Origin of the sequence: Saccharopolyspora thermophila (assembly GCF_014646075.1) — a bacterium.
In the GTDB taxonomy this organism is placed as follows: domain Bacteria; phylum Actinomycetota; class Actinomycetes; order Mycobacteriales; family Pseudonocardiaceae; genus Saccharopolyspora; species Saccharopolyspora thermophila.
Window position 1 is genome coordinate 683,966 of record NZ_BMMT01000001.1, and the last position, 24,436, is coordinate 708,401.

The 24,436-nt window shown below is 72.1% G+C and carries 24 protein-coding genes; 11 read left to right on the forward strand and 13 right to left on the reverse strand.

Going from position 1 to position 24,436, the window contains the following annotated elements:
• Positions 1–4: 4 nt before the first annotated feature.
• A complete protein-coding gene (locus IEY17_RS03050; RefSeq protein ID WP_188985100.1) occupies positions 5–637 on the reverse strand; it encodes a DUF305 domain-containing protein in 633 nt (210 codons plus the stop codon).
• A 387-nt stretch (positions 638–1,024) separates the two neighbouring features.
• Between IEY17_RS03050 and ctaD the strand changes: the two genes are divergently transcribed.
• The 3 genes from ctaD (at position 1,025) to IEY17_RS03065 (ending at position 5,005) form a co-directional block, all read left to right on the forward strand.
• Positions 1,025–2,812: an aa3-type cytochrome oxidase subunit I gene (ctaD, locus tag IEY17_RS03055; protein ID WP_188985102.1), complete on the forward strand. Its 1,788-nt coding sequence runs from the start codon at positions 1,025–1,027 to the stop codon at positions 2,810–2,812.
• A gap of 127 nt (positions 2,813–2,939) precedes the next feature.
• Positions 2,940–4,169: a phosphoserine phosphatase SerB gene (serB, locus tag IEY17_RS03060; protein WP_188985104.1), complete on the forward strand. Its 1,230-nt coding sequence runs from the start codon at positions 2,940–2,942 to the stop codon at positions 4,167–4,169.
• A 35-nt stretch (positions 4,170–4,204) separates the two neighbouring features.
• The gene (locus tag IEY17_RS03065) at positions 4,205–5,005 is read left to right on the forward strand and encodes an aminoacyl-tRNA hydrolase (protein ID WP_188985105.1); all 801 of its coding nucleotides are present in this window, start codon (positions 4,205–4,207) and stop codon (positions 5,003–5,005) included.
• Positions 5,006–5,308: 303 nt separating this feature from the next.
• Here the strand turns inward: IEY17_RS03065 and IEY17_RS03070 are convergent, their stop codons facing one another.
• The 8 genes from IEY17_RS03070 to IEY17_RS03105 form a co-directional block, all read right to left on the reverse strand.
• Positions 5,309–5,914 carry an energy-coupling factor transporter transmembrane component T family protein gene (locus IEY17_RS03070; RefSeq protein WP_188985107.1) on the reverse strand — a complete coding sequence of 202 codons (606 nt, stop codon included), beginning with the start codon at positions 5,912–5,914 and terminating at the stop codon, positions 5,309–5,311.
• Positions 5,911–6,585, reverse strand: a complete 675-nt coding sequence (locus tag IEY17_RS03075) for an energy-coupling factor ABC transporter ATP-binding protein (protein WP_188985109.1) — start codon at positions 6,583–6,585, stop codon at positions 5,911–5,913. Before IEY17_RS03075 ends, IEY17_RS03070 begins: the two co-directional genes overlap by 4 nt.
• The gene (locus IEY17_RS03080; protein ID WP_188985371.1) at positions 6,582–7,688 is read right to left on the reverse strand and encodes a thiolase family protein; all 1,107 of its coding nucleotides are present in this window, start codon (positions 7,686–7,688) and stop codon (positions 6,582–6,584) included. The genes IEY17_RS03075 and IEY17_RS03080 overlap by 4 nt, the downstream gene beginning before the upstream one ends.
• Before the next feature lie 5 nt (positions 7,689–7,693).
• Positions 7,694–9,055, reverse strand: a complete 1,362-nt coding sequence (locus IEY17_RS03085) for a class I adenylate-forming enzyme family protein (RefSeq protein WP_229679791.1) — start codon at positions 9,053–9,055, stop codon at positions 7,694–7,696.
• A gap of 1 nt (position 9,056) precedes the next feature.
• Positions 9,057–9,644 carry a biotin transporter BioY gene (locus IEY17_RS03090; protein WP_188985111.1) on the reverse strand — a complete coding sequence of 196 codons (588 nt, stop codon included), beginning with the start codon at positions 9,642–9,644 and terminating at the stop codon, positions 9,057–9,059.
• Positions 9,645–10,051: 407 nt separating this feature from the next.
• Positions 10,052–12,208 (reverse strand): ATP-dependent DNA helicase, encoded by a 2,157-nt coding sequence (locus IEY17_RS03095; RefSeq protein ID WP_422662576.1) that lies wholly within the window; start codon positions 12,206–12,208, stop codon positions 10,052–10,054.
• Positions 12,209–12,394: 186 nt separating this feature from the next.
• Positions 12,395–12,970: an isochorismatase family protein gene (locus tag IEY17_RS03100; protein ID WP_188985113.1), complete on the reverse strand. Its 576-nt coding sequence runs from the start codon at positions 12,968–12,970 to the stop codon at positions 12,395–12,397.
• Positions 12,971–13,012: 42 nt separating this feature from the next.
• Positions 13,013–14,317: a nicotinate phosphoribosyltransferase gene (locus tag IEY17_RS03105; protein WP_188985115.1), complete on the reverse strand. Its 1,305-nt coding sequence runs from the start codon at positions 14,315–14,317 to the stop codon at positions 13,013–13,015.
• Positions 14,318–14,428: 111 nt separating this feature from the next.
• On the opposite strand from IEY17_RS03105, the gene clpS reads away from it, so the two are divergent.
• Together clpS and IEY17_RS03115 are read left to right on the forward strand one after the other, a co-directional pair.
• A complete protein-coding gene (gene clpS, locus IEY17_RS03110; RefSeq protein ID WP_188985117.1) occupies positions 14,429–14,722 on the forward strand; it encodes an ATP-dependent Clp protease adapter ClpS in 294 nt (97 codons plus the stop codon).
• Complete coding sequence (locus IEY17_RS03115; RefSeq protein ID WP_188985119.1) at positions 14,723–15,286, forward strand: DUF2017 domain-containing protein; 564 nt, start codon at positions 14,723–14,725, stop codon at positions 15,284–15,286. It begins immediately after the preceding gene.
• A gap of 84 nt (positions 15,287–15,370) precedes the next feature.
• On the opposite strand, the gene IEY17_RS03120 is transcribed toward IEY17_RS03115, so the two are convergent.
• The 4 genes from IEY17_RS03120 to IEY17_RS03135 form a co-directional block, all read right to left on the reverse strand.
• Positions 15,371–16,282, reverse strand: coding sequence for a TAXI family TRAP transporter solute-binding subunit (locus IEY17_RS03120; protein ID WP_188985121.1), 912 nt, complete (start codon positions 16,280–16,282; stop codon positions 15,371–15,373).
• Entirely contained in the window at positions 16,279–17,655 is a 1,377-nt protein-coding gene (locus IEY17_RS03125; protein ID WP_188985123.1) for a sensor histidine kinase, read from the reverse strand. Before IEY17_RS03125 ends, IEY17_RS03120 begins: the two co-directional genes overlap by 4 nt.
• 123 nt (positions 17,656–17,778) lie before the next feature.
• On the reverse strand, positions 17,779–18,435 hold the full coding sequence (locus tag IEY17_RS03130) for a response regulator transcription factor (RefSeq protein ID WP_188985125.1): 657 nt from the start codon (positions 18,433–18,435) through the stop codon (positions 17,779–17,781).
• 93 nt (positions 18,436–18,528) lie between these two features.
• Positions 18,529–19,833, reverse strand: coding sequence for an MFS transporter (locus IEY17_RS03135; RefSeq protein WP_188985127.1), 1,305 nt, complete (start codon positions 19,831–19,833; stop codon positions 18,529–18,531).
• A 272-nt stretch (positions 19,834–20,105) separates the two neighbouring features.
• On the opposite strand from IEY17_RS03135, the gene IEY17_RS03140 reads away from it, so the two are divergent.
• From IEY17_RS03140 to IEY17_RS03165, 6 genes are all read left to right on the forward strand, one after another.
• Entirely contained in the window at positions 20,106–20,561 is a 456-nt protein-coding gene (locus tag IEY17_RS03140) for a M67 family metallopeptidase (protein ID WP_308423937.1), read from the forward strand.
• A gap of 66 nt (positions 20,562–20,627) precedes the next feature.
• Entirely contained in the window at positions 20,628–20,906 is a 279-nt protein-coding gene (locus IEY17_RS03145) for a MoaD family protein (protein WP_188985131.1), read from the forward strand.
• 241 nt (positions 20,907–21,147) lie between these two features.
• Positions 21,148–22,098 carry a PLP-dependent cysteine synthase family protein gene (locus IEY17_RS03150; RefSeq protein ID WP_188985133.1) on the forward strand — a complete coding sequence of 317 codons (951 nt, stop codon included), beginning with the start codon at positions 21,148–21,150 and terminating at the stop codon, positions 22,096–22,098.
• Positions 22,099–22,257: 159 nt separating this feature from the next.
• Entirely contained in the window at positions 22,258–22,854 is a 597-nt protein-coding gene (locus IEY17_RS03155) for a rhomboid family intramembrane serine protease (protein WP_188985376.1), read from the forward strand.
• Positions 22,851–23,663 (forward strand): glutamate racemase, encoded by an 813-nt coding sequence (gene murI / locus IEY17_RS03160; protein ID WP_188985135.1) that lies wholly within the window; start codon positions 22,851–22,853, stop codon positions 23,661–23,663. The genes IEY17_RS03155 and murI overlap by 4 nt, the downstream gene beginning before the upstream one ends.
• Positions 23,660–24,430 (forward strand): MBL fold metallo-hydrolase, encoded by a 771-nt coding sequence (locus tag IEY17_RS03165; protein ID WP_188985137.1) that lies wholly within the window; start codon positions 23,660–23,662, stop codon positions 24,428–24,430. Before murI ends, IEY17_RS03165 begins: the two co-directional genes overlap by 4 nt.
• The last annotated feature ends 6 nt before the right edge of the window (positions 24,431–24,436 follow it).

Sequence of the window (24,436 nt, forward strand, 5' to 3'; positions counted from 1 at the left end):
GACCTCAGCGGAGGGCGTTGAGCCTGGCCAGGGTCGCCTGCTCGTTGGCGACGAGCTCCTCCGCCAGCTGGCGCATCTGCTGCGCCGAACCCTCTTCCTGCTCCGTGCGCGCCAGCTGTCCCGCGTTCTGCTGCAGCGTCAGCATCGCCTGCTTCCACTGCTGGTCGAACTGCGTTCCGCTGAGCTGCTGGAGCTGCTGCACCTGCTGGGCGGACAGCGGACCCGGGGCGTCGGCGTCGTCCCCGTCGTCCTCCGGGGCGCTGCCGGACTGCTGGCCGGCCGCCGAGCCCAACCAGCTGGTGAGCGTGGCGACCTGCTCCTGTGCCGACTGCTGCAGCTGCGTGGCGAGGGCCTTCACCTCGGCGCTCTGGGCCTTGCTTCCGGCCAGCTGCGCCAGCTCCAGTACCTGCTGGGCGTTGGCCAGCAGCTGCTGGGCGAACTCGCGGTCGGTCGCGGTGTGCTCGCCGGACGCCTGCCCGTGCTCGCCCTGCCCGTGCTGGCCGGCGTGCGCCTGCGCCGTCGCGGGCGGCGGCGTGCCGGGGGCCGGGGGCTGGTCGCTGGGCGCCTCGCTCGGCGTGCAGCCCGCGAGCGCGAGACCGCCAACCAGCACGGCGCCGATGATCGTGCTCCTCCGCACGTGCTTCCCCTTCCAGGATCTGGTGGACGTCGTCCCAGGGCGGCCCTGATCTGATCGCAGGTGGGCTGCCGGACCTGTTGCCCCGTAGGCTAACCGGCGCCCCGCCGGCGCGTGCGGGCGCCGTCGCCACGCGGTCCCCGGCGGTTGCGGCCTGTCGCGTGGATCTCACCGCCCGTGACGGGGTGTGGATCAATGACTAGGGTGGCTACGGCCCGGTCGAACCCCGGCCGGAGGCCCGGACTAGTATCCGCTGATGGCAGCCATCGTGACTGGCTTGTTCTGCAGGGGTCCTGCAGGGTGTCGCATGCTGTCTCCCGGTCCAACCGGACCGGGGCGGACCCGGACCGGGTCCGGTACGCATTCACAGGGATCAGTGCAGGAGGCACCGTGACGGCCGTCGCGCCACAGCCGATCGCCACGCGCCCCTATCCGGTGCGCAAAACGGTCAAGGGGTCATTCCTGGCGCGGATGTTCCGCACCACGGACCACAAGCAAATCGGCATCCTCTACCTGGTCACGTCGATCTTGTTCTTCCTGGTCGGCGGCCTGATGGCGATGTTGATCCGCGGCGAGCTCGCCGTACCGGGGCTGCAGTTCCTGTCGCAGGAGCAGTACAACCAGCTGTTCACCATGCACGGCACGGTGATGCTGCTGCTGTACGCGACCCCGATCCTGTTCGGCTTCGCCAACTACGTCCTGCCGCTGCAGATCGGCTCGCCGGACGTGGCGTTCCCGCGGTTGAACGCCTTCGGCTACTGGCTGTACCTGTTCGGCGCCCTGATCACCGTCAGCGGCTTCCTGCTGCCCGGCGGCGCCGCCGACTTCGGCTGGTTCGCCTACACCCCGTTGTCGGACGCCCTGCACTCTCCGGGGCACGGCGCGGACATGTGGCTCGCCGGTCTGGCCGTGTCCGGTCTGGGCACCATCCTCGGTGCGGTCAACATGATCACCACCGTGGTCTGCCTGCGCGCGCCCGGCATGACGATGTTCCGGATGCCGATCTTCACCTGGAACATCCTGGTCACCAGCGTGCTGATCCTGATGGCGTTTCCGATCCTGACCGCCGCGCTGCTCGGGCTGATCGCCGACCGTCACCTCGGCGCGCACGTCTTCGACCCGGCCAACGGCGGCGTCATCCTCTGGCAGCACCTGTTCTGGTTCTTCGGCCACCCCGAGGTCTACATCATCGCGCTGCCGTTCTTCGGCATCGTGTCGGAGATCTTCCCGGTCTTCAGCCGCAAGCCGCTGTTCGGCTACTCCGGTCTGGTCTACGCGACGCTGGGCATCGCGGCCCTGTCGGTGGTCGTGTGGGCGCACCACATGTACGCCACCGGCGCGGTGCTGCTGCCGTTCTTCGCGTTCACCACGTTCCTCATCGCGGTGCCGACCGGGGTGAAGTTCTTCAACTGGATCGGCACCATGTGGAAGGGCCAGCTGACCTTCGAGTCGCCGATGCTGTTCTCGGTGGGCTTCCTGGTCACCTTCCTCTTCGGTGGTCTCACCGGCGTCCTGCTGGCCATGCCGCCGGTCGACTTCCACGTGTCGGACACCTACTTCGTGGTCGCGCACTTCCACTACGTGCTCTACGGCACGATCGTGTTCGCCACCTTCGCCGGCATCTACTTCTGGTTCCCCAAGATCACCGGGCGGTTGCTCGACGAGCGCCTGGCCAAGCTGCACTTCTGGTTGACCTTCATCGGCTTCCACGGCACCTTCCTCGTCCAGCACTGGCTGGGCAACGAGGGCATGCCGCGCCGCTACGCCGACTACCTGGTGTCCGACGGGTTCACCACGCTGAACACGATCTCCACGGTGGGCGCGTTCATCCTCGGCGCGTCGATGCTGCCGTTCCTCTACAACATCGTCAAAAGCTACCGCTACGGCGAGGTCGTCACGGTCGACGACCCGTGGGGCTACGGCAACTCCCTGGAGTGGGCCACCTCCTGCCCGCCGCCGCGGCACAACTTCACCGAGCTGCCGCGGATCCGCTCCGAGCGTCCGGCGTTCGAGCTGCACTACCCGCACATCGCGGAGCGGATGCGGCTGGAGTCGCACCTGAGCCTGACCGGCAAGACCCTCGCGCACAAGCACGAGCCCAAGGGCGCGGCGGCGGCCGTGAAGCAGGCTCCGGTCACCAAGAGCAAGTCCGGTAGGGACGACACCACGCAGAAGTGATCTGTGCGCTAGCCCCGCAGCGCGGAACTGTGCGAGGGTGGGGTTAGCTCGACGACGAGCCCCGGCGGGCTGTGCCCCGCCGGGGCTCGACGTATTCGCCGGGGGCCAGAGAGGAAGAACTGCTGTCGTGAGCACGTCCAACGCCACCACCGTGCTGATCACCGTGACCGGGAAGGACAAGCCGGGCGTCACGTCCGTGCTGTTCGCGGCGTTGACCCGGCACGGCGTGGACATCGTCGACGTGGAACAGGTGGTGATTCGGGGACGCCTGGTGCTGGGCGTGCTGGTGTCCACCGAACACGACCCGGAGCAGCTCCAGGAGGCCGTCGAGCAGGCCATGGCCACCGTGGGCATGACCGTCGACGTGGCGATCGGGGCCCCGGACGGCGACGGCGCCAAGCTCGGCTCCACGCACGTCGTGGTCGTGCTCGGACAGCCGGTGACCGCGCGGAACTTCAGCGACGTCGCCCGCGGCCTGGCCGACCTCGGCGTCAACATCGACTCCATCCGCCGCGTCGCCGACTACCCGGTGACCGGGCTGGAACTTCAGGTCAGCGCCCCCGAGGGCGGCGACGACGCACAGCTGACCTCGGCCATGGCCGACATCGCCGCCCGCAGCGGGGTGGACCTCGCGGTGGAGCGCACCGGCCTGTCCCGGCGCGCCAAGCGGCTCGTCGTGTTCGACGTGGACTCCACGCTGATCCAGGGCGAGGTCATCGAGATGCTGGCCGCGCGGGCCGGCTGCGAGCAGGAGGTCCGCGAGGTCACCGAGCGGGCGATGCGCGGCGAGCTGGACTTCGCCGAGTCGCTGCGGCAGCGGGTCGCGGTGCTGGAGGGACTGCCCGCGTCGGTGCTCGACGAGGTGGCCGCGGAACTGGAGCTGACCCCCGGCGCGCGCACCACGATCCGCACCCTGCGGCGGCTGGGCTTCCACACCGGCGTGGTCTCCGGTGGGTTCACCCAGATCATCGACCAGCTCGTGGACGAGCTGGGGCTCGACTTCAGCGCCGCCAACGAGCTGGAGATCGTGGACGGCAAGCTGACCGGCCGGGTGATCGGGGAGATCGTCGACCGGCCGGGCAAGGCCAAGGCGTTGCGCCGGTTCGCCGAGTCCTTCGGGGTGCCCCCGGCCCAGTGCGTGGCGGTTGGCGACGGCGCCAACGACATCGACATGCTCAACGCCGCGGGCCTGGGGGTGGCGTTCAACGCGAAACCGGCCCTCCGGGAGGTCGCCGACACCGCGCTGTCCTACCCGTTCCTGGACACCGTGCTGTTCGTGCTCGGCGTGACGCGCGCGGAGATCGAGGCCGCGGACGCCGAGGACGGCGTGCTGCGCCGCGTGCCGCTGGACGTCTGACACCAGTGGCCGTGCCGGGACCGGATAATCGGGACATGGTCGATGTTCCCGCTGCGACGCGCCCCTACTCCGTGCTGGATCCGCTGATCGCCCGGTACGCGTCGTGGCTGGCGCTGCCGAGGGAGGCCACCGCGGACACCTCCGACGAGGACCCCGAGAACGTGGTCCTGATGCCAATGGTGCTGCGGATCGAGCGCCGCGAGCCGCCGGACCGCACCGCGCTGCTGGAAGCCGCGGCAGCGGCGGCCATCGCGCTGTGTGTGGACGAGCGCTGCAAGCCCGGCGGCGAGTGGCACGCTGCCGTGCACGGCTGGATCTCCGGGCGCATCCGGAAGGTGGCGCGGCGGGCCCGCGGTGCACACTGGGAAGCGGTGCAGGCGCTGCCGGGTATCACGATCCGGGTGGGCAACGCCGAAGCGCGTGCCTTCGTGCCGATGCGGGTGGCCGACATGCCCAAGGAGCTGAGCCGGTTACAGATCTCCGGCAGCGAGCTGGCGGCCGACGAGCCGGGGCCGGTCCCACCGGGCGTGCCGACGCTGTGGCTCAACCCGGACGTGCCGATGAGCGCCGGTAAGTCGGCGGCGCAGGTCGGACACGCGACGATGTTCCTGGCGGCACTGCTGCACGCGGAGGGGCGCGACGCGCTGCTCGACGAGTGGGCGGCGCAGGACTTCCGCTGCGCGGTGCGCAAGGCGGACGCCGGGACCTGGGCACAGCTGCACCCGCAGGACGACGCCGAGACGGCGTGGCGCGAGCGGCGGGTGGCGGTGGTGCGCGACGCGGGCTTCACGGAGGTCGACCCGGGTACGGTCACGGTCCTGGCCCAGTGGCCCTGACAGCTGATTGCGGGCCCAGACACAGGCCAAGCCCGAGAACGTTTTGCAATCTTTCGATCGCTAGGTCTCTGGCGGCCTTATTGGTCGTCAAGGCCACTGCGTCCTCGGGCCGGTCGCCGGGTTTCCCCGGTACCCCTGAGTGTGCCCAGGGCCCGGCCGTCGGAAACAGGGCCCAAAGTCCCGTTTCGCCTGGTAGCGGCCGTCACCACTGACCCCAGGATGCCCAGCGGCACCAGACGGCCCCAGATCAGGCCAGCGTCACCGTCAGCGGACTCCGGGCGGGAGCAGCTGCCGCCAGTCCGGTCAGTCGTCGCCGACTCCTCGGGCGGCCAGTGCTTCGCCGAGTTCGTCCGCGTGGCGCAGAGTGCGGACCAGGAACGGCACCGCGAAGGCCGACAGCGAGCGCTCCGCGTCGCGGGCCCGCTGGGCCTCCCGCACCTGCGTCGCGATGGTCGACAGCGCCGCCACGGCCTGCACCGTCAGGCCCACCAGCAGACCGACCCGATCCGGCCGGACACCGAAGCGGCGCAACGGCCGCAGGCCGCGTTCCACCGCGGTGACCAGGTCGTCCACGCGGGTGGTCAGGGTGAACAGGTTCGCGGCTCCGAGCGCCGCGAGCAGCCGCAGGCACACCACGGCCGCGCTGTCCCAGCCGAGCAGCCACCACTGCGCCAGGAACACCAGCACCAGCAACGGGACCAGCAACCGCGACAGCTGCCAGCAGCGGCGCGCCGGGATGCGCGCGACCAGGTACGCGGCGGCCACGCCACCCGCGCACCCCGCCAGCGCCAGTGGCGAGCCCAGCACGAGGACCAGCACCGCGAAGCCCAGCAGCGCCAGGAACTTCCACCCCGCGCCGAGCCGGTGCAGCGGGCTGCTGCCCGGTTCGTACAGGCCGAGCGGGCTCACCGGACCAGCTCCCGGTAGTAGCGGATCGCCGCCGCGGGCTCGTCGTCGGCGACCACCTTTCCGCCGTCGAGCACCACGACCCGGTCGAAGTCGCCGAGCAGGTCCAGGTCGTGGGTGACCAGCACGACCTGCTGCCGCAGCCCGCGCAGGACCTCCGCGAAGTGCCGCTTGTTGCGCAGATCCAGCAGAGTCGTCGGCTCGTCGCAGACCAGCACGTCCGGGTCCAGCACGAGCATCGCGCACAGCGCCAGCAGCTGCTTCTGGCCGCCCGACAGCTGGTGCGCCGGGTGGTCGGCGTAGCCGTCGAGCCCGTGCCGGGCCAGCACCTCGGCGGCCCGCCGCTGCCGCTCCGCCTTGGACAGGCCCTGCCTGCGCAGCGAGAACGCCACGTCCTCGCCCGCGGTGGGCATCACGATCTGGCTGTCCGGGTGGGTGAAGATGAACCCGACGCGGTGCCGCACCGTCCTTCCGTCGCGCACCGGGTCGACACCGTCGACCAGCACCCGGCCGCGGGTGGGGTGCACCAGGCCGTTGATCATCCGCGCCAGCGTGGACTTGCCCGACCCGTTCGCCCCGACGAACGCCACCCGCTGCTCGGCCAGCCGCAGGTTCACCCCGTCCAGCACGGTCCGCCCGTCGTAGCTGTGCCCGACTCCCTCGAACTCGATCAACCCACTCGCTCCCACATCGCGGCCACGCCCAGACCCCCACCGGAGGACAGCGCCGACAGGCCGATCCGTGGCCCGTCCGCCCGCACCATCCGGCTGAACAACCGGACCACCAGCACCGCCCCCGAGGCGCCCCACGGGTGCCCCAGGGCGATCGCCCCGCCGTCCGGGCTGACCAGCTCCTCATCGATGCCCGCGGCGTCCAGGCAGGCCAGCGCCTGGCCCGCGAACGCCTCGGTGAACTCCACGACCTCCGGGCGGTGCCGGGCGAGCAGCTCCCGCATGGCGGGCACCGCCCCGAGCCCCAGCCGGTTCGGGTCGACGCCGCACGTGCGCCAGCCCAGCAACCGCAACCCCGGCACACCGAGCCGACGGCGCTGCTCCTCGGTGGTGACCAGCACCGCGGCGGCGCCGTCGTTGATGCCGCACGAGTTCGCGGCGGTGGCGGTGCCGTCCGGGGTGAAGGCCGGCCGGAACCGCGCGAGCCGCTCGGCGGTGAAGCCGCGACGCGGCCGCTCGTCGACCGAAACCCCGCCCACGGGCACCAGTTCGGCGTCGAACCGGCCCGCTTCCTGCGCGGCGACCGCCCGAGCGTGACTGCGGGCGGCGAACTCGTCCTGCCGCTGCCGCGAGATCCCGGCCTCGGCCGCCACCAGGTCGGCCGCGGGTCCCATGTCCGGGTCGCCGATCTCGGGAGGGGCGAACGGTGCCCGGCTGTAGAAGCGGGGAGGTTCCGCCGCGGAGCGGGGCCGCCACGCCCGCCACGGAGCGGTGGAGGGGCTTTCCGCGCCACCGGCGAGGAACCAGTCGCCGGCCCCGGCCTGGACCAGGGCCGCGGCGGTGGTGATCGCGGTGAGACCGCTCGCGCACTGCCGGTCCACGGTCATCCCGGGGGTCGCCTCGCCCAAACCCGCGCGCAGCGCCGCCACCCGCGCCGGGTTCCCACCCGGGCCGAGGACGTTGCCGAGCAGCACCTCGTCCACTTCGGACACCCCGACGTCGTCGAGCACCGCCCGCAGCACCGGCGCGGCGAGCCGGTCCACGGCGACGTTGCGCAGCGCCCCGCCTGCTTCGCCGATCGGCGTGCGGCGGGCCGCGATCACCACAGGCGTCACAGCTCCTCCGCATCCAGGGTTCGGGCCCGCAGGCGCTCGGCCACCACCGCGCGAGCCGGTTTGCCGGAAGCCGTGCGCGGCAGTTCCCGCACGGCCAGCCAACGACGCGGGCGCTTCGCCGGTTCCAGCGCGGCGCGGGCGCGGGCCCGCAGGTCCCGCATCGACGGGGTGCTGCCCGGGGCGATCTCGACGACCGCCGTGACCAGCTCGCCGAACCGGACGTGCGGAGTGCCGCACACCAGCACGTCAAGCACGCCTTCGGCGCCGCGCAGCACCGCTTCGACCTCCTCGGCGGCGACGATGCGGGCACCGGTGTTGATCGCCGAGCTGCTGCGGCCGAGCACCTCCAGCGAGCCGTCCGGGCGCTGCACCGCCCGGTCGCCGACCGTCGACCACCCGTCGCGCGTCCCTGGGGGCACGATCCGCCCGCCGTCCAGGTACCCGTCGAACGCCAGCTCCGAGCGGACCCACAGCTCGCCGTCGCGCACCTCGACGTCCACGACCGGCCGCAGCCCGCCGCCCCGCCGGATGGCGATCAGCGAGTGCTCGGCGGACCCGTAGTACTCGACGAGTTCGCACCCCGGCAGCACCCGGGCCAACCGCCCCGCCAACTCCGCGTCCACCCGAGCCCCACCGCACACCACCGTCCGCAGCGCGCATCCGGCCCGCAGCACCGGATCACGCTCCATAGTGGACAGCAATCCGGACAGCATCGCGGGCACCAGGTGCACGGCGGTGCAGCGTCGGGCGGCCTCGGCGGCATCAGCGGGCGACCAGCGGTCCAGCAGCTCCACGTCCGCACCGGCGTGCAACGCGTGCAGGGCCCCGAACAGGAACAACGACGAACTCAACGGCCCGGGGATGAGAACGCGGTCCCCGGAACCGATCTCGACGCCGAGCCGCTGAAAGCTGAGCAACCAGGACCGCCGAGAACGCACCAGCACCTTCGGCCGCCCACTGCTCCCCGACGTGGTGGGGAGGTAGAAGGCGGTGAACTCGTCCCCGCAGCCCGCCTGAGCGCCCCAGCCGTTCAGACCGCTCCACCCGCATGGCTGCGGGTCCGCGGCCGCGCGGGTGGCCAGGTCGAGCAGCAGGTGCGGGGCCGCGTCCGCGAGGACCGCCTCCCGTTCGCGAGGCGTCCAGGTGGTCTCGACCAGAAGGGTGGCGCAGCCCCGCAGATCCGCCGCCAGGAAGTGGATCAGACGCTCCAGCGCGGTCCCGCCGTCCAGGGCGACCCTCGCCCCGGTCGGCAGGGACCGCGCTGCGCGCAGCACCCGCGCGTGCCACTCCGGCGCGTCCAGTTCCGCTCCGGCGTGTGCGATCCGCGACGCGGGGACGCGGCCGAGGATCGGCAGCACCTCAGCCCTCGGCGGTCGCTCGCCGCGCCGAGCCGGTCAGCGCCGCCGGGACCGCGCGGTGCACCGCCACGGCCACCAGCGAGACCGCGACCAGCTTCACCGCGTCACCCGGCAGGAACACCAGCGACTGCACCGCCGCGGCCCGCACGTCCCCGATCACCAGGCCCCAGTACGGGATGCCGATCAGGTAGTCCACCGCGACACCCGCGAGGTTGGCGGCGAGAAGCACGAACAGGCCCGGCTTCGGCAGCCCGCGCTGCACGATCAGGCCGACCACGACCGCCGACACCACCCAGCCGAGCAGGAAACCACCGCTGGGGCCCACAAACGGCGCGATGCCGCCGCGGCCACCGGACAGCAGCGGCAGCCCGAGCGCGACCAGCGCCAGGAACAGCAGCACCGAGGCGCCACCGCGACGCGCGCCGAGGATGCTGCCCGCCAGCAGCGGCCCCATGTTCTGCAGCACGATCGGCACCGCGGCACCGCCGAGGTAGAAACCGGGGAACAATCCGAGGACGGCGATGAAAGCGGCGAAGACCACAGTCCTGGCCAGGTTCGCGGCAGGCGCGGCTTGGCGTGGTGCGGACACGGCGTCTCCTCGAAGTCGATCGACAAGTGGTGGATCGGCGGCGCTGCCGAACCGGACATCCCCGCCGCGCCACCTCGAACCCCGGCACCGGAACGGCGACAACCGTCCCGACCAGCGGATCTTGCCCTCCTCGCCAGCCGGGGCCGGCGGGCGGGGCGCGGCGAACACAACCTACCCGGCAACCCCGCCGGAACAGAAAGCCCAGCACGCCGTTGTCGATCTCCTCCAAAAAAACCGCGTGCCCCACACCTCACCACCGTCTCCTGTCCACCCCCGCGCAGCCGGAATTTCCCGCGAATTTGACGTTCACCCGGGTGTCCGCGCAATTCCCGGGGGCCGGGTGATGCCCGGTGCGCGGACAGTGACCAGCCGGTGGGTGGGTGGGTGGGTGCCGGGGCGCGGCGCGATCAGGCCGTCGCGGCCGCCGCCAGACGGCGCAGGGCGCCGCGGACCACCTCCGGGTCGTGAGTGGTCCAGAACGGGGGAAGGGAGGCGCGGAGGAAACCGCCGTAGCGGGCCGTGGCCAGCCTCGGGTCAAGTACCGCGATCACGCCGCGGTCGTTCGGCGAGCGCAGCAGCCTCCCGGCGCCCTGGGCCAGCAGCAGCGCCGCGTGGGTGCCCGCGACGGTGAGGAAACCGTTGCCGCCGCGCTCCGCCACCGCCTTCTGGCGGGCCGAGGCGAGCGGGTCGTCCGGGCGCGGGAACGGGATGCGGTCCATCACCACCAGCTGCAGCGAGTCGCCGGGCACGTCCACGCCCTGCCACAGCGACAGGGTGCCGAACAGCGACGTCGCCGGGTCCTCGGCGAACCGGCGGACCAGCAGTGCCGTCGCGTCGTCGCCCTGGCACAGCACCGGCGTGTCGAGCCGCTTTCGGAGCTCCTCCGAAGCCTGCTTGGCGGCCCGCATCGAGGAGAACAGCCCGAGCGTGCGCCCGCCCGCGGCCTGCACCAGCTCGGTCAGCTCGTCCAGGTACTGCGGCGGCAGCCCGTCGCGCCCCGGCGGCGGCAGGTGCCGGGCGATGTAGAGGATGCCGCTGCGCCGATGCTCGAACGGCGACCCCACGTCCAGGCCCGTCCACCTGGGACCGCTGGTATCGGATGGGGCCTCCCTGGCGGTGGCCATCCCGGCGACCGGCTGCGCCTGCTGCTGCGGCGGCAGGCCCCACTGCCGGGCCAACGTGTCGAACGAGCCGCCCAGCGCCAGCGTCGCCGAGGTCAGCACCGTGGTGCGCTGCCCGAACAGGCGCTCCCGCAGCAGTGTGCCGACGCCGATCGGCGCGACCCGCAGCGCCGGCGGTCGGTTCGGTTCGGCCGAGACCCACACGACGTCGTACCCGCGTTCGTCGTCGAAAGCCTCCAGCAGCCGCACCGCGGTGTCGTGCACCTCCTCGGTGACCGCGTGCGCGAGCTTGCGCACCGTACTGCCCTCGACGTCGTCCTTGCGCTCCGGGCCCAGCGCGGTGAGGCACGCCCACGCCGCGTCGCGGACCGCGGTCAACGCGCCGCCCAGGTCCTGCGGCAGCTCCTCCAGCCGCCCGGGAGCGGTCGCCTGCAACACCAGGTCGAGCCCGTCGGCGGCCTCGTTGAGCCGGTCCGCGATCTCCTCGTCGATCACCCGCCCGCACCGGCGCACCGCGACCCGCACCGCTGCGGCGGTCAGCTCGCCGGTGGCCGCCGATGTCACCCGGTCCACCAGCTCGTGCGCCTCGTCGACCAGCACCACGTCGTGCTCCGGCAACACCGGCCGGTCGTCAAGGGCGTCGATGGCCAGCAGTGCGTGGTTGGTCACCACGATGTCGGCGCGCCCCGCCGCGGCCCGGGCCCGCTCGGCGAAGCAGTCCACACCCACCGGGCAGCGATGCACGCCCAGGCACTCCCTGGCGGTCACCGACACCTGCCGCCACGCCTGGTCGGTTACGCCCGGCACCAGTTCGTCGCGGTCCCCGGTGTCGGTCTCGGCCGCCCACTCCCGGATGCGCTTGACCTGCCGCTCCAGCGCGGACGCGGCGAAGGCGTCGAACAGCGCTCCGTCCTCGGGTTCCTCGGGGGCGTTGCCGTGCACCCGGTTCAGGCACAGGTAGTTGCGGCGACCCTTGAGGATGGCGAACGTGGGCCGCCGCCCCAGCGCCCCGGCCAGCGCGGTGGACAACCGCGGCAGGTCCCGGTCGACGAGCTGCCGCTGCAGGGCGATCGTGGCGGTCGACACCACCACGGTCGTGCCTTCGGCGACCGCGTGCCGGATCGCCGGCACCAGGTAGGCCAGCGACTTGCCGGTCCCGGTGCCCGCCTGCACGGCCAGGTGCTCACCGGTGGCGATCGAACGCGCGACGGCCTCGGCCATCCGGGCCTGGCCCTCGCGCGGCACCCCGCCGACCGCCTCGATCGCGATGCCCAGCAGCGTCGACAGGTCCGGGATGTCCCGCTTCGGCTTGGCCACCGACGGCGACTCCGTCGCACCCCCGCCCGCCCGCGCCAGGTCGGCGGCGATCTCCGGCGGGAGCTCGTCGTCGTCGCCGGGTTCGAACGCGACCGGGTCGGACCATCGCGGGACAGAGGTGGGCACGTCTGCAGACGCTACCGCGCACCGGCGACATCAGACCCCGGTGGTCGACCGGCTCAACCCCATGCCGCGCCGGGGATCGCGCATGGCAACGGGCCCGGCGCCGAGCGCACCGGACGCGGTTTCACCTGAAGCGGGGGTGCTCCGGTGTGTCGACGCATCCGGGGGTACGTGCGCCGCCGGTGAAGGTCACGAACCCGCCACCACCGGTTCGCCGACCAGGTCGACGCCCGCGTCGGCGAGCTCGGCCAGCGCCGCGTCCACCGTCGCCCGGGACACCCCGGCGGTCAGCTCCAGCAGGACCGCGGTGTCCAGACCCGCGCGCACCGCGTCCAGCGCCGTGGCGCGAACGCAGTGGTCCGTGGCGATCCCCACGATGTCGACCCGCCGCACCCCGCGCTCGGACAGCCAGTCCCGCAGCGGCCGGTCGCGGAAGTCAATGCCCTCGAAACCCGAGTAGCCGTGGCTGTGCTGGCCCTTGGAGAACACCGCCTCCACCGGCCCCACGTCCAGGTCCGGGTGGAACGACGCCCCCGGGGTGCCCGCCACGCAGTGCGGCGGCCAGGACCGCACGAAGTCCGGTTCGTCGCTGAAGTGCTCGCCCGGGTCGATGTGGTAGTCACGGGTGGCCACCACGTGGTCGTGGTCGAACCCCGCCAGGTACCGCGAGATCGCCGCGGCCACCCCCGCGCCACCGGCCACCGCCAGCGCACCGCCCTCGCAGAAGTCGTTCTGCACGTCCACGATGATCAGGGCCTTGGTCATGCCGAACTCCCTCGCGTCGCTACCGCGATTTTCCCAGCGGATTCAGGTTTCGTGGAAGACCGTCGGGATCGCGGGCTCGCCGTGCGACAGCGTGAGGCCCTCCCACGGCAGTGTGACCAGGGCGTGCCGCAGCCGCTGCCGGTCGTCCTCCAGGGACGGCAGGTCGTCGACCCGCTTGCCGTCGCGCATCAGCGGGATCTGCAGGAAACGGTCGTGTGGGCCCAGCACCGGTTCGGCGGCCCCAGGTCCCATCCGGAAGATGACCTCCTCCACGGCGGTCCCGGTGGCCTTGTACCGCCGCACCGCCGCCTTGCGCCCACCGCGCGACTCCTTGCGCGAGCTGCGCTTGGCGACCGGGCGGCCCTCCACCTCCACCAGCTTGTAGACCATCTCCGCGGTCGGCGCCCCAGAGCCGGTGACCAGCGACGTCCCCACGCCGTAGCCGTCGACCGGTTCGGCGCGCAGCGCCGCGATGGCGTACTCGTCGAGGTCCCCGGAGACGACGATGCGGGTGTTCGTGGCGCCGAGCGAGTCCAGCTGCTCGCGGGCCTGCCGGGCCAGGACCCCGACGTCCCCGGAGTCGATGCGGATCGCGCCGAGCCCCGTCCCGGCCACCTCCACGGCCAGCTGGATACCGCGGGTGATGTCGTAGGTGTCGACCAGCAGCGTGGTGTCGGTTCCCAGGGTCGCGACCTGCGACTCGAACGCGGCGCGCTCCGAGTCGTGCAACAGCGTGAACGCGTGCGCCGCGGTTCCGGCGGTGGGGATGCCGTAGCGGCGCCCCGCCTCCAGGTTCGAGGTGGCGGTGAACCCGCACAGGTAGGCGATGCGGGCCGCCGCCACCGCCGACTCCTCGTGCGTACGCCGCGACCCCATCTCGATGATCCGGCGACCGTTGGCCGCCGACACCATGCGCGCCGCCGCGGCCGCGATCGCGCTGTCGTGGTTGAGGATCGACAGCACCAGCGTCTCCAGCACCACCGCCTCGGCGAACGTGCCGCGCACGGTCAGCAGCGGGGAACCGGGGAAGAACAGCTCGCCCTCCGGGTAGCCGTCGATGTGGCCGGTGAAGCGGTAGTCCCGCAGCCACTCCAGCGTCGAGGCGTCCACCACCTTGGCGGACGCCAGCTGCGCCAGCTCGGCCTCGCCGAACCGGAAGTTCTCGATGGCCTCCAGCAGCCGCCCGATCCCACCGGTCACCCCGTACCGGCGGCCGTTCGGCAGCCGACGCGTGAACACCTCGAAGGTGCACTCGCGGTGCGCGGTGCCGTCGCGCAGCGCGCTGGCGAGCATGGTCAGCTCGTAGTGGTCGGTGAGCAGGGCGGTGCTGCCCGTCGGAGAGCTCATGCCGCAGAGATTACGTGGTGGGCGGCGGGTGTCCGCATCGCGAAACCGGTGCGTGCCGGGTTTGCCCGTGTGGCCGACACGGCCGTGACGGGCGCGTGCGACGATGGGGGTATGACCTCGCCCGCTGAAATCGAGCGCGCGCAACTGGAACCGGACGAACTCGGCACCGAGGACCGGCCGTGGGTCACCGTGGTCTGGAACGACCCGGTCAACCTGATGTCCTACGTGACCTACGTGCTCCAGAAGATCTTCGGCTACACCCGGGATCACGCGACGAAGTTGATGCTGGACGTGCACCACAAGGGCAAGGCGGTGGTGTCCTCGGGTTCCAAGGAGAAGGTCGAGGGCGACGTGGCCAAGCTCCACGCCGCCGGATTGTGGGCGACGATGCAGAAGGACTCCTGAGTGGAAGGCTGGACCCGCAAGAACGGTCACGTGGTGGCCAAGCTGTCCCAACAGGAGGCGGCGGTCATCCGCGGTCTCGTTGGGCAGCTCAAGGACATGCTCGCCGCGCGGGCCGCGGAGGCCCCGCAGGACGAGCTGGCCGAGCTGACCGGCATCCGCACCGGTCCGACGACCCCGCCGGAGGACCGGGTGCTGGCGCGGCTGCTGCCGGACTTCTTCCGGCGCGACCCGGTCACGGGCGAGACCGACGAGGACGTGGCCGACGCCGCCGGGGCGATGCGGTCGCTGCACGAACCGGCGCTGCTGGAGGCGAAGACCGGGGTCGCCCAGCTGGTGCTGGAGACGTGCCCGCCGCTGGGTGGCCGGGTCAAGCTGACCGGCGAGCAGGCCGACGGGTGGCTGTCGGCGCTCAACGACGTCCGGCTGGCCCTCGGCACGGCGCTGGACGTCGAGGAGGACATGCCCGACGACCTGCCGGAGGACGACCTGCGCCGCGAGCACCTGGGCGTGTACCAGTGGCTCACCTGGGTCCAGGACAGCCTCGTCGCCGCCATGATGGCCTAACCACGTCCCCCACCACCCCATATGCCCACCCGACCCTGGGTGCCGGGCCCGGAAGGCAGGGCAACGCGACACCCCTTCGTGCCGTCAGCCGTGGAGGGCGCGGTAGGCGCGGACGGCGCCCGGGTGCAGGGGAACGTCACCGGTGCCGATGAGGTTACGGACGTCCAGGAACTGGGTGCCCACCGTTTCCCGCGGCACCAGGAACGGCGCACGCAGCACCAGCACCCGCACCACCGCCTCGGCGAGGTCGGCAGGCAGGTCGGGCGTGCAGGCCAGGATGTTCGCCACGCCGATCGTCGGCACCCCGGCCGCGTGCCGATAGCCGCCCGGCGGCACGGGGAGCGCGTCGCAGACCGGACGGCATACCGGCTCGACCGCGTCCAGCGGCAGCAACCGGATGCCCACCCGCTCGTCCAGTGCCTTCACCGCAGGCGTCGGCACTCCACCCGACCACAGCAGGGCGTCGATGCGGCAGGTTTCCAGCGCGGCGATCGCCTCCTCCAGCGGCAGCGACGTTGTCCGCACACCCGGGCGCGAGCCCAGTAGGCGGGCGCCAATCAGCGCGGTGCCGGACTTCGGGGCGCCGATCGACACGGTGCGCCCCGCGAGGTCGTCGAGGGTCCGCACCGGGCTGTCCGCCAACACGACCAGCTGCGTGTAGTTCTCGTACACCCGTCCCAGGGCGCGCAACGGGACCGGCGGCCCGAGCTCGCCGCGTTGCGCGGCGGTCACCGTGTCGGCGAGGACCATGCCGAGGTCCGCGTCGCCGCTGCGGAGCAGTTCGAGGTTGTTGACGCTGCCCTGGCTGGCCAGCACCGCCATCCGCACACCCGGCGCGGCGGCGGACACCTCGCCCGCCAGCAGGCGCGCGAAGGCCTGATAGAAGCCCCCCGGCTCGCCGGTGGCGATGCGCAGCGTGCGGTCGGGTGCGCCGCCGGTGCAGGCGGCCAGCAGGCCGGTGCCTGCCGCCGCGAGCAGGGTGCGCCGCCGGATCATCGTCCCTCCTGCACCGGGAGTTCCAGCCGTACCGCGAGGCCGTGCGGCCGCACCGGTTCGATCCGCAGCGTCCCGCCCCGGGCGGTCACCAGCTGGTCGGCGATCGCCAGGCCCAGCCCGGTGCCCCGGCTGCCACGGTGCCTACCGGCGCGCCAGAAACGTTGCGCAGCCAGCGCGATCTCCCCCTCGGACAGTCCCGGTCCGGTGTCGGTGACGCTCAACGTGCACCGCCCGCCGGCGGCCTCGCAGGTCACGACCACGCTCGCCCCCTCCCCGGCGTACTTGGCGCCGTTGTCCAGCAGGATGTCCAGGATCTGGGCGAGGTCGTCGGCCGGGACGGCCGCGGCCACCCGGTCCACGCGGCCCGCGGTCAGCTCGACGCCCGCCGCCTCGGCCGCCGACCGCCACGCCGCGACCCGGTCGGCCACGACCTCCGCGACCTCGGCGGGCTCGGCCGTGGCGATTCCGGCCGGCACGCGGTCCGCGGTGGCCAGCGCCAGCAGCCGGTCCAGCAGCGACTCCAGCCGGTCCACCTCGTCCAGGGTCGACCGGTAGGTGTCCGCGCCCTCCGCGGTGATCCGCCGCTCCAGCGCGTCAACCCGCAGGCGCAGCGCCGCCATCGGGTTCCGCAGCTGGTGCGACGCGTCCGCCACCAGGCGCCGCTGCTGCTCGTCGGCCTCGGCGACGGCCTCCGACATGCGGTTGAACGACACCGCCAGTTCCCGCAGCTCCGGCGGCCCGGCACCCACCGGGACCCGCGAGCGCCGCGATCCGGCCTCCACGGCCCGCACGCCTTCCCGCAGGTCGGCCAGGGGGCGCAGCACCCAGCGGGCCAGCACCCAGGCCAGCAGCCCGCACACCAGCAGCGCACTCACCGCGCCCGCCGCGATCAGCGCCCATCGCCCGGCGATGTCCCGCGTCGCCTGCTGCACGGACGCCCGCATGACCACCGCCCCGGTGACCCGCGTGCCGTCGCCGACCGGCCGGTAGCGGAGCAGGTCGCCGTCGGACCACGGCCACAGCCACGGCACCGGCCCGGCGAGCTCGTTGCGCAGCGCCTTGTCGATCGCCCCGGAGACGTCGGCGGCCTGCATCCCGCCGGTTTCCACCACCGGCGCGCGGTTGGCCTCGACCACCACCAGCGGTTCGCCGTAGAGCTCGGTGAAACGGCGCGCCTCGGCGACCAGCCGGGTGGTGTCGTCGGCGGCGAAGGCGTGGTCGGCGAGTACGGCGAAGTGGTCGAGGTCGGCGGTGCGCGCCAGCACGAGCTGCTGCGTCCGCTCCGCGGCGGTGGCGCGCAGCAGCGGAGCGGCGAACGCGGCCACGGCGACGACGGAGAACGTGAGCAGCACCAGCAGCAGCCGTCGACGCATCACCGGGCTCCGGAGGCTCTCGCGGGCGCACCGCAGGCACGCGCGGTGCGCACCGGGGCCGCGCGGCCCCGCGACCGCGACACGCCCGTGCCGAAGGCGGGTTCGCCGGGAATGGTGGCCCCCTCACTCGCCGAAGCGGTAGCCGAAGCCGCGGATCGTGACCAGCAGCTCGGGGCGGCCGAGCTTGGCGCGCAGTTGCGCGATGTGCACGTCCAGCGACCGCGACACCGCCAGGTACGCGTCGCCCCAGACCTCGTCCATCAGGCGCTGCCGGCTCACCGCGGTGCCCACCTCCCGGGCCAGGACCGCGAGCACGTCGAACTCCTTCGGGGTCAGCTCCACGTCCTGCTCGCCGACCCGCACCCGCCGGGTGCGCAGGTCCACGTGCACGTCGCCCACCCGGACCTCGTCGGCGCCCGGCGGCACCGGCCGGCCCCGCCGCGCCACGGCCTCGATGCGGGCCAGCAGTTCCGCCATCCGCACCGGCTTGACCAGGTAGTCGTCCGCCCCCGAGCGCAGCCCGCGGACCACCATCCGCTCCTCGCCGCGGGCGGTCAGCACCACCACCGGGATCGGGCCGATACGGCGTAGCTTGCGCAGCACGTCCAGGCCGTCGGCGTCCGGCAACCCCAGGTCCAGCAGCACCAGGTCGTGGTCGCGGTGCCGGGTCAGGGCGTCCGCGCCACGGGAGACCCGGGTGGGCTGGTGGCCGTGCGCGGCGAGCACGTCGACGAGCGCGTCGGCGACCCCGTCGTCGTCCTCGACGAGCAGCACCCGCACCGGCCACCTCCGAAAGCTCCGCTCGACCGAGTATGAGCGGGCACTCAGCGGGTTTGCGCAGGTGGTCCGGCGGGACCCCGCCGGACCGCGCGGTCACCCCTCGATGCGGGAGTCCTTCGACGTCTCACGCATCCGCAGGTACACCAGCAGCGAGATCAGCACGCAGCCGGAGACGTACCAGAAGTACGCGTTCTCCAGCCCGGCCTGCTTGAGCCACAGCGCCACGTACTCGGACGTGCCGCCGAAGATCGCCACCGTCAGCGCGTACGGCAGGCCCACGCCCAGCGCGCGGATGTTCGTCGGGAACAGCTCCGCCTTCACGATCGCGTTGATCGAGGTGTAGCCGCTGACGATCGTCAGTCCCGCCAGCATCAGCGCGAACGCCAGCACCGGGTTCTGCGTGCCACCCAGCACCGTCATCAGCGGCACGGTGAGCACGGTGCCGCACACGCCGAACCCCAGCAGCAGCCACCGCCGCCCGATACGGTCCGACAGCGCTCCCGCCAGTGGCTGCAGGCACAGGAACACCAGCAGCGCGAGGAAGTTGATCCAGGCCACCGTGCTCTTGTCGATGCCGGAGGTGTTCACCATGAACTTCTGCAGGTACGTGGTGTAGGTGTAGAAGGCCACGGTGCCGCCGAGGGTGAGGCCGACGACCAGCAGGCACTCCTTGGGGTGCTGCAGCAGCGCCCGCACGGTGCCCCGCTGCTCGGTGCCGGCGGACGCCCTGCGGTAGCTCTCGGTCTCGTCCATGCCGCGGCGCAGCCACATCACGACCAGTGCGCCGATCGCGCCGATCACGAACGGGATCCGCCAGCCCCACTGCTCCATCTCGTCGTTGGACAGCACCTGGAGCAGCACGATCTGCACGCCCAGCGCGGTGAGCTGCCCGGCGACCAGCGTCACGTACTGGAAGCTGGAGTAGAAGCCGCGGCGACCGGCCGTGGCGACCTCGGACAGGTAGGTCGCGGAGGTTGAGTACTCGCCGCCTACCGAGACGCCCTGCACCAGCCGGGCCAGCACCAGCAGCACCGGGGCGGCCAGGCCGATCGTGTGGTAGCCCGGGGCCAGCGCGATCACCAGCGAGCCGCAGGCCATCAGCGTCACCGACAGCGTCAGCGCGGCCCGGCGGCCGAACCGGTCGGCGTAGCGGCCGAGCATCCAGCCGCCCAGCGGGCGCATCAGGAAGCCGATCGCGAACACGCCTGCGGTGTTGAGCAGCTGGGCGGTCAGATCGCCTTTCGGGAAGAACGCCGCGGCGAAGTACACGCTGAACGCGGTGTAGGTGTACCAGTCGTACCACTCGATCAGGTTGCCGATCGAGCCGCGAATGACGTTGGCGACCACCCGGCGTTCGCTGCGCACCGCCTCGTCGCGGCCGCGGACCTCAGTTGTCATCCGTCCCTCCATGTCGTGAACGGACTCACACTGCGGAGCCGTGCGGACCGGCAACAAGGAGGGCGGCTCTTCCTTTACGTCTGGTTAACGTGATGCCAGAGTCAGTGGCTGCGCCCGGGTGGGCCGGAGGAGGTGATGTCCTGCACGGGGCCCTACCCGTCGGCGCGGGAATGAATCATCGTGGACCTGCGTTTCGCCCGACGAAGCCGCACCGCCCCCGGCGGTCTTCCACATCGTGGGAGGGCGGTGCCTCACCTACTAGGATGGTTGCTGTGCTGGTGATCCGACGCGACCTCGTGGACGCGATGGTCGCGCATGCCCGACGGGACCACCCGGACGAGGCGTGCGGTGTGATTGCCGGCCCGGAAGGGTCGGACCGCCCGGAACGCCTGATCGAAATGATCAACGCCGAGCGCTCGCCCACCTTCTACCGGTTCGACTCGACCGAGCAGCTGAAGGTGTGGCGCGAGATGGACGCCAACGACGAGGAGCCGGTGGTCATCTACCACTCGCATACCGCGACCGAGGCGTACCCCTCGCGCACCGACGTCTCCTACGCCTCGGAACCCAACGCGCACTACGTGCTCGTGTCCACCCGGGACCCGAAGACCCACGAGCTGCGTTCCTTCCGGATCCTCGACGGTGAGGTCACCGAGGAGCCGGTGGAGGTCGTGGAGTCGTACATGTTCGCCCACACCGGTGCCGATGAGGTTCCCGACCGCGACTGAGCCGCGGTCCGACACCGTGTTCGCGTCCCGTACCCTATGAAGTCCTCTGTGGACAGGAGGTTCCCCATGGCAGTCAACGTTTCCATCCCCACCATCCTGCGCTCGCACACCGGCGGCGCGAAGTCGGTCGAGGCCAAGGGCAACACGCTGGCCGAGGTGATCAACGACCTCGACGCCAACTACAACGGCCTCAAGGACCGCCTGGTCAAGGAGGGTAACCTGCACCGTTTCGTGAACGTGTACGTCAACGACGAGGACGTGCGCTTCGCGGGCGGCCTGGAAGCCAAGGTCTCGGACGGCGACAGCGTCACCATCCTGCCCGCGGTCGCGGGCGGCAGCCGCTGACGATCCCGGTACCCCATCCTGCGCAGGTGGTCCCGCGCAGCGGATTCTCAGACGCCTTCCCGCTCCGCGGGATCACCGACACCACGGATCGCCCCGATTCGCCACGTCGGCGCAGCGAACCCCGTCGGGGTGGGAACCGTCTGAGACGCCGCGGCGGAGCGGCGGCGTAGGTGGGCCAAGCGGCTGCGCCGCTTCGACAAACCAAGAGACCCTCTTCGAAGAGTGGGGAAGGAGGCGCACCGTGGCACGCTACGACTCGCTGCTGGATGCGCTCGGCGACACCCCGCTGGTCGGGTTGCCGCACCTGGCGCCGGCCCCGGACGTCCGGCTGTGGGCGAAGCTGGAGGACCGCAACCCGACCGGTTCCATCAAGGACCGGGCGGCGCTGGCCATGATCGAGGCGGCGGAGAAGGAAGGCCGTCTCACCCACGGCTGCACGATCCTCGAACCGACCTCGGGTAACACCGGCATCTCGTTGGCCATGGCCGCCAAGCTCAAGGGCTACGGCCTGGTGTGCGTGATGCCGGAGAACACCTCCGAGGAGCGGCGCCAGCTGCTGCAGGCATACGGGGCGCGGATCATCTCCTCACCGGCCGCGGGCGGCTCCAACCAGGCGGTGGCGGTGGCCAAGGAGCTGGCCGAGCAGAACCCGGACTGGGTGATGCTCTACCAGTACGGCAACCCGGCCAACGCCGAGGCGCACTTCCGCACCACCGGGCCGGAGATTCTGCGGGACCTGCCGACCATCACGCACTTCGTGGCGGGGCTGGGCACCACGGGAACCCTGGTCGGGGTGGGGCGGTACCTGCGGCAGCAGAAGCCGGACGTGCAGATCGTGGCGGCCGAGCCGCGCTACGGCGAGCTGGTCTACGGCCTGCGCAACCTCGACGAGGGGTTCGTCCCGGAGCTGTATGACCCGGACGTGCTGACCCGGCGGTTCTCCGTCGGCTCCTACGACGCCCTGCGCCGCACCCGGCAGCTGCTGGAGAGCGAGGGCATCTTCGCCGGGATCTCCACGGGCGGGGTGCTGCACGCGGCGCTGACGATCGCGGAGAAAGCGGCGGCGGACGGCGAGTCGGCCGACATCGCGTTCATCGTCGCGGACGCGGGCTGGAAGTACCTGTCGACGGGCGCCTACAGTGGCACCCTCGACGAGGCGGCGCAACGCCTCGAAGGCCAGCTCTGGGCCTAGCTCCTGGGGGCACCTTCGACCTCGGCCGAAGGTGCCCTGCGGCCCGTGCGTTCGACGACCGGGACGGCGGAAAACTCAGGGGCATCCCCGAGGCCGCAACGGGTTTCACCGCGTAGCCTCGATGGCGTGAACCGACTGCCCGAGCGTCGCCGGCCACGCGTGCTTCCGGAGAACCCGCTGCGAGCCGCGGTGGGCATGCTGATCGCCGTCGCGGTCCTGTACGGCATCGAGTTCTACGACCTCGCGACCCCGGCCGCGCGGCTCGACGACAACGGCATCGAGCCGCGCGAGGTGGACGGCCTGGACGGCATCCTGTGGGCGCCGCTGCTGCACTTCGGCTGGCCGCACCTGATGGCCAACACGCTGCCGCTCCTCGTCCTGGGCTGGCTGGTGCTCGCCGGCGGCCTGCGGCAGTTCGTCGCGGTGACCGCCACGGTGTGGATCATCGGCGGCCTGGGCACCTGGCTGGTCGGCGCGCCCGGCGTGCACGTCGGCGCATCCGGGGTGATCTTCGGCTGGATGGTGTTCCTGCTGCTGCGCGGCTTCTTCCAGCGCAGCTTCGGGCAGATCCTGGTTGCGGTGGTGCTGTTCTTCTACTGGGGCGGCATGCTGTGGGGCGTGCTGCCCGGGCAACCCGGGATCTCCTGGGAGGGCCATCTGTTCGGCGCGCTGGGCGGCGCCCTCGCGGCCTGGCTGGTGGCGCGCGCCACGCGACGCCCGGGCTCGACCAACGAGCCTGGCACACTGGCCGGGTGACTGACGCACCGATCGGGATCTTCGACTCCGGCGTCGGTGGCCTGACGGTGGCCCGCGCAATCATGGACCAGCTGCCCGGCGAGACGCTGCACTACGTCGGCGACACCGCCAACGCCCCCTACGGGCCGATGCCGTTGGCCGAGATCCGCGCCCGCACCCTCGCGATCACCGACTCGATGGTGGCCGACGGTGTCAAGCTGCTGGTGATCGCGTGCAACACCGCGTCGTCGGCGTGCCTGCGCGACGCGCGCGAGCGCTACTCGATCCCGGTCGTGGAGGTGGTGCTGCCGGCGGTGCGGCGAGCGGTCGCGACCACCCGCAACGGTCGGGTCGGGGTGATTGGCACCAAGGCCACCATCCGGTCCCGCGCCTACGACGACGCGTTCACCGCGGCCCCGCACATCGCCCTCACCACGGCGGCGTGCCCGCGGTTCGCCGACTTCGTCGAGCGCGGCATCACCAGCGGACGCCAGGTGCTCGGCCTCGCGCAGAGCTACCTGGACCCGCTCCAGCAGGCCGGCGTCGACACCCTCGTCCTCGGCTGCACCCACTACCCGCTGCTCACCGGTGTGCTGCAACTCGCGATGGGCGAGCACGTGACGTTGGTCTCCAGCGCCGAGGAGACCGCCAAGGACGTGGTGCGGGTGCTGACCGAGAACGACCTGCTCAGGGCGGCGTCCACGGCGTCGCACGAGTTCCGCGTCACGGGCGACCCCCAGCGGTTCGCCAGGTTGGCCGAGCGGTTCCTCGGCCGGGCGCCGCTGGCCGATGCCGTTCAGTCGCTGAGCGTGTCAAGCTCGATCGCATGAAGCTGACGATCCTCGGTTGTTCCGGGAGCTTCCCCGGCCCGGATTCGCCTTCTTCCGGGTACCTTTTGGAATCCGGCGGCACCCGTATCGCGCTCGACCTCGGCAACGGCACGCTGGGCGCGATGCAGCGGTTCATCGACCCGTTCGAGCTCGACGCCGTGTTCCTCACCCACCTGCACCCGGACCACTGCGCGGACTTCGGCGCGTTGACGGTGCTGCGCCGCTACCACCCGAACCCGCCGTACGACCCGACCGTGCACCGGTTGCCGGTGATCGCGCCGGAGAACGCGCCGGAGCGGTTCGCCGCGCTCTACGCGCCCAACGCCGAGGAACTGGCCGAGACCGATCTGTCGGACGTGTTCGAGTTCGTCCCGATCTCCCCCGAGCCGGTGCGCATCGGGGCGTTCGAGGTGCGCGCGGTGCCCGTGGCGCACCTGTGCCCGGCGTGGGGGTTCCGCGTGGCGGCAGAGGGCCGTGTGCTGGCCTACACCGGCGACACCGGGCCGTGTCCGCAGCTGACCGAGCTGGCCGCGGACGCCGACGTGCTGCTGTCGGAGGCGTCCTGGGCGGACTTTCCGGACGCACCGGACGGCGTGCACCTGTCGGGCCGTCAGGCGGCGGGGGTCGCTACTGCCGCCGGTGCCCGCCGCCTGCTGCTCACCCACGTCGTGCCGTGGGCGGACCGGGACGCGATCCTCACCGAGGCCAAGGCCGCCTTCGACGGCCCGGCCGAGCTGGTCGCGGCCGACCGCACCTACGACATCTGACGTCCC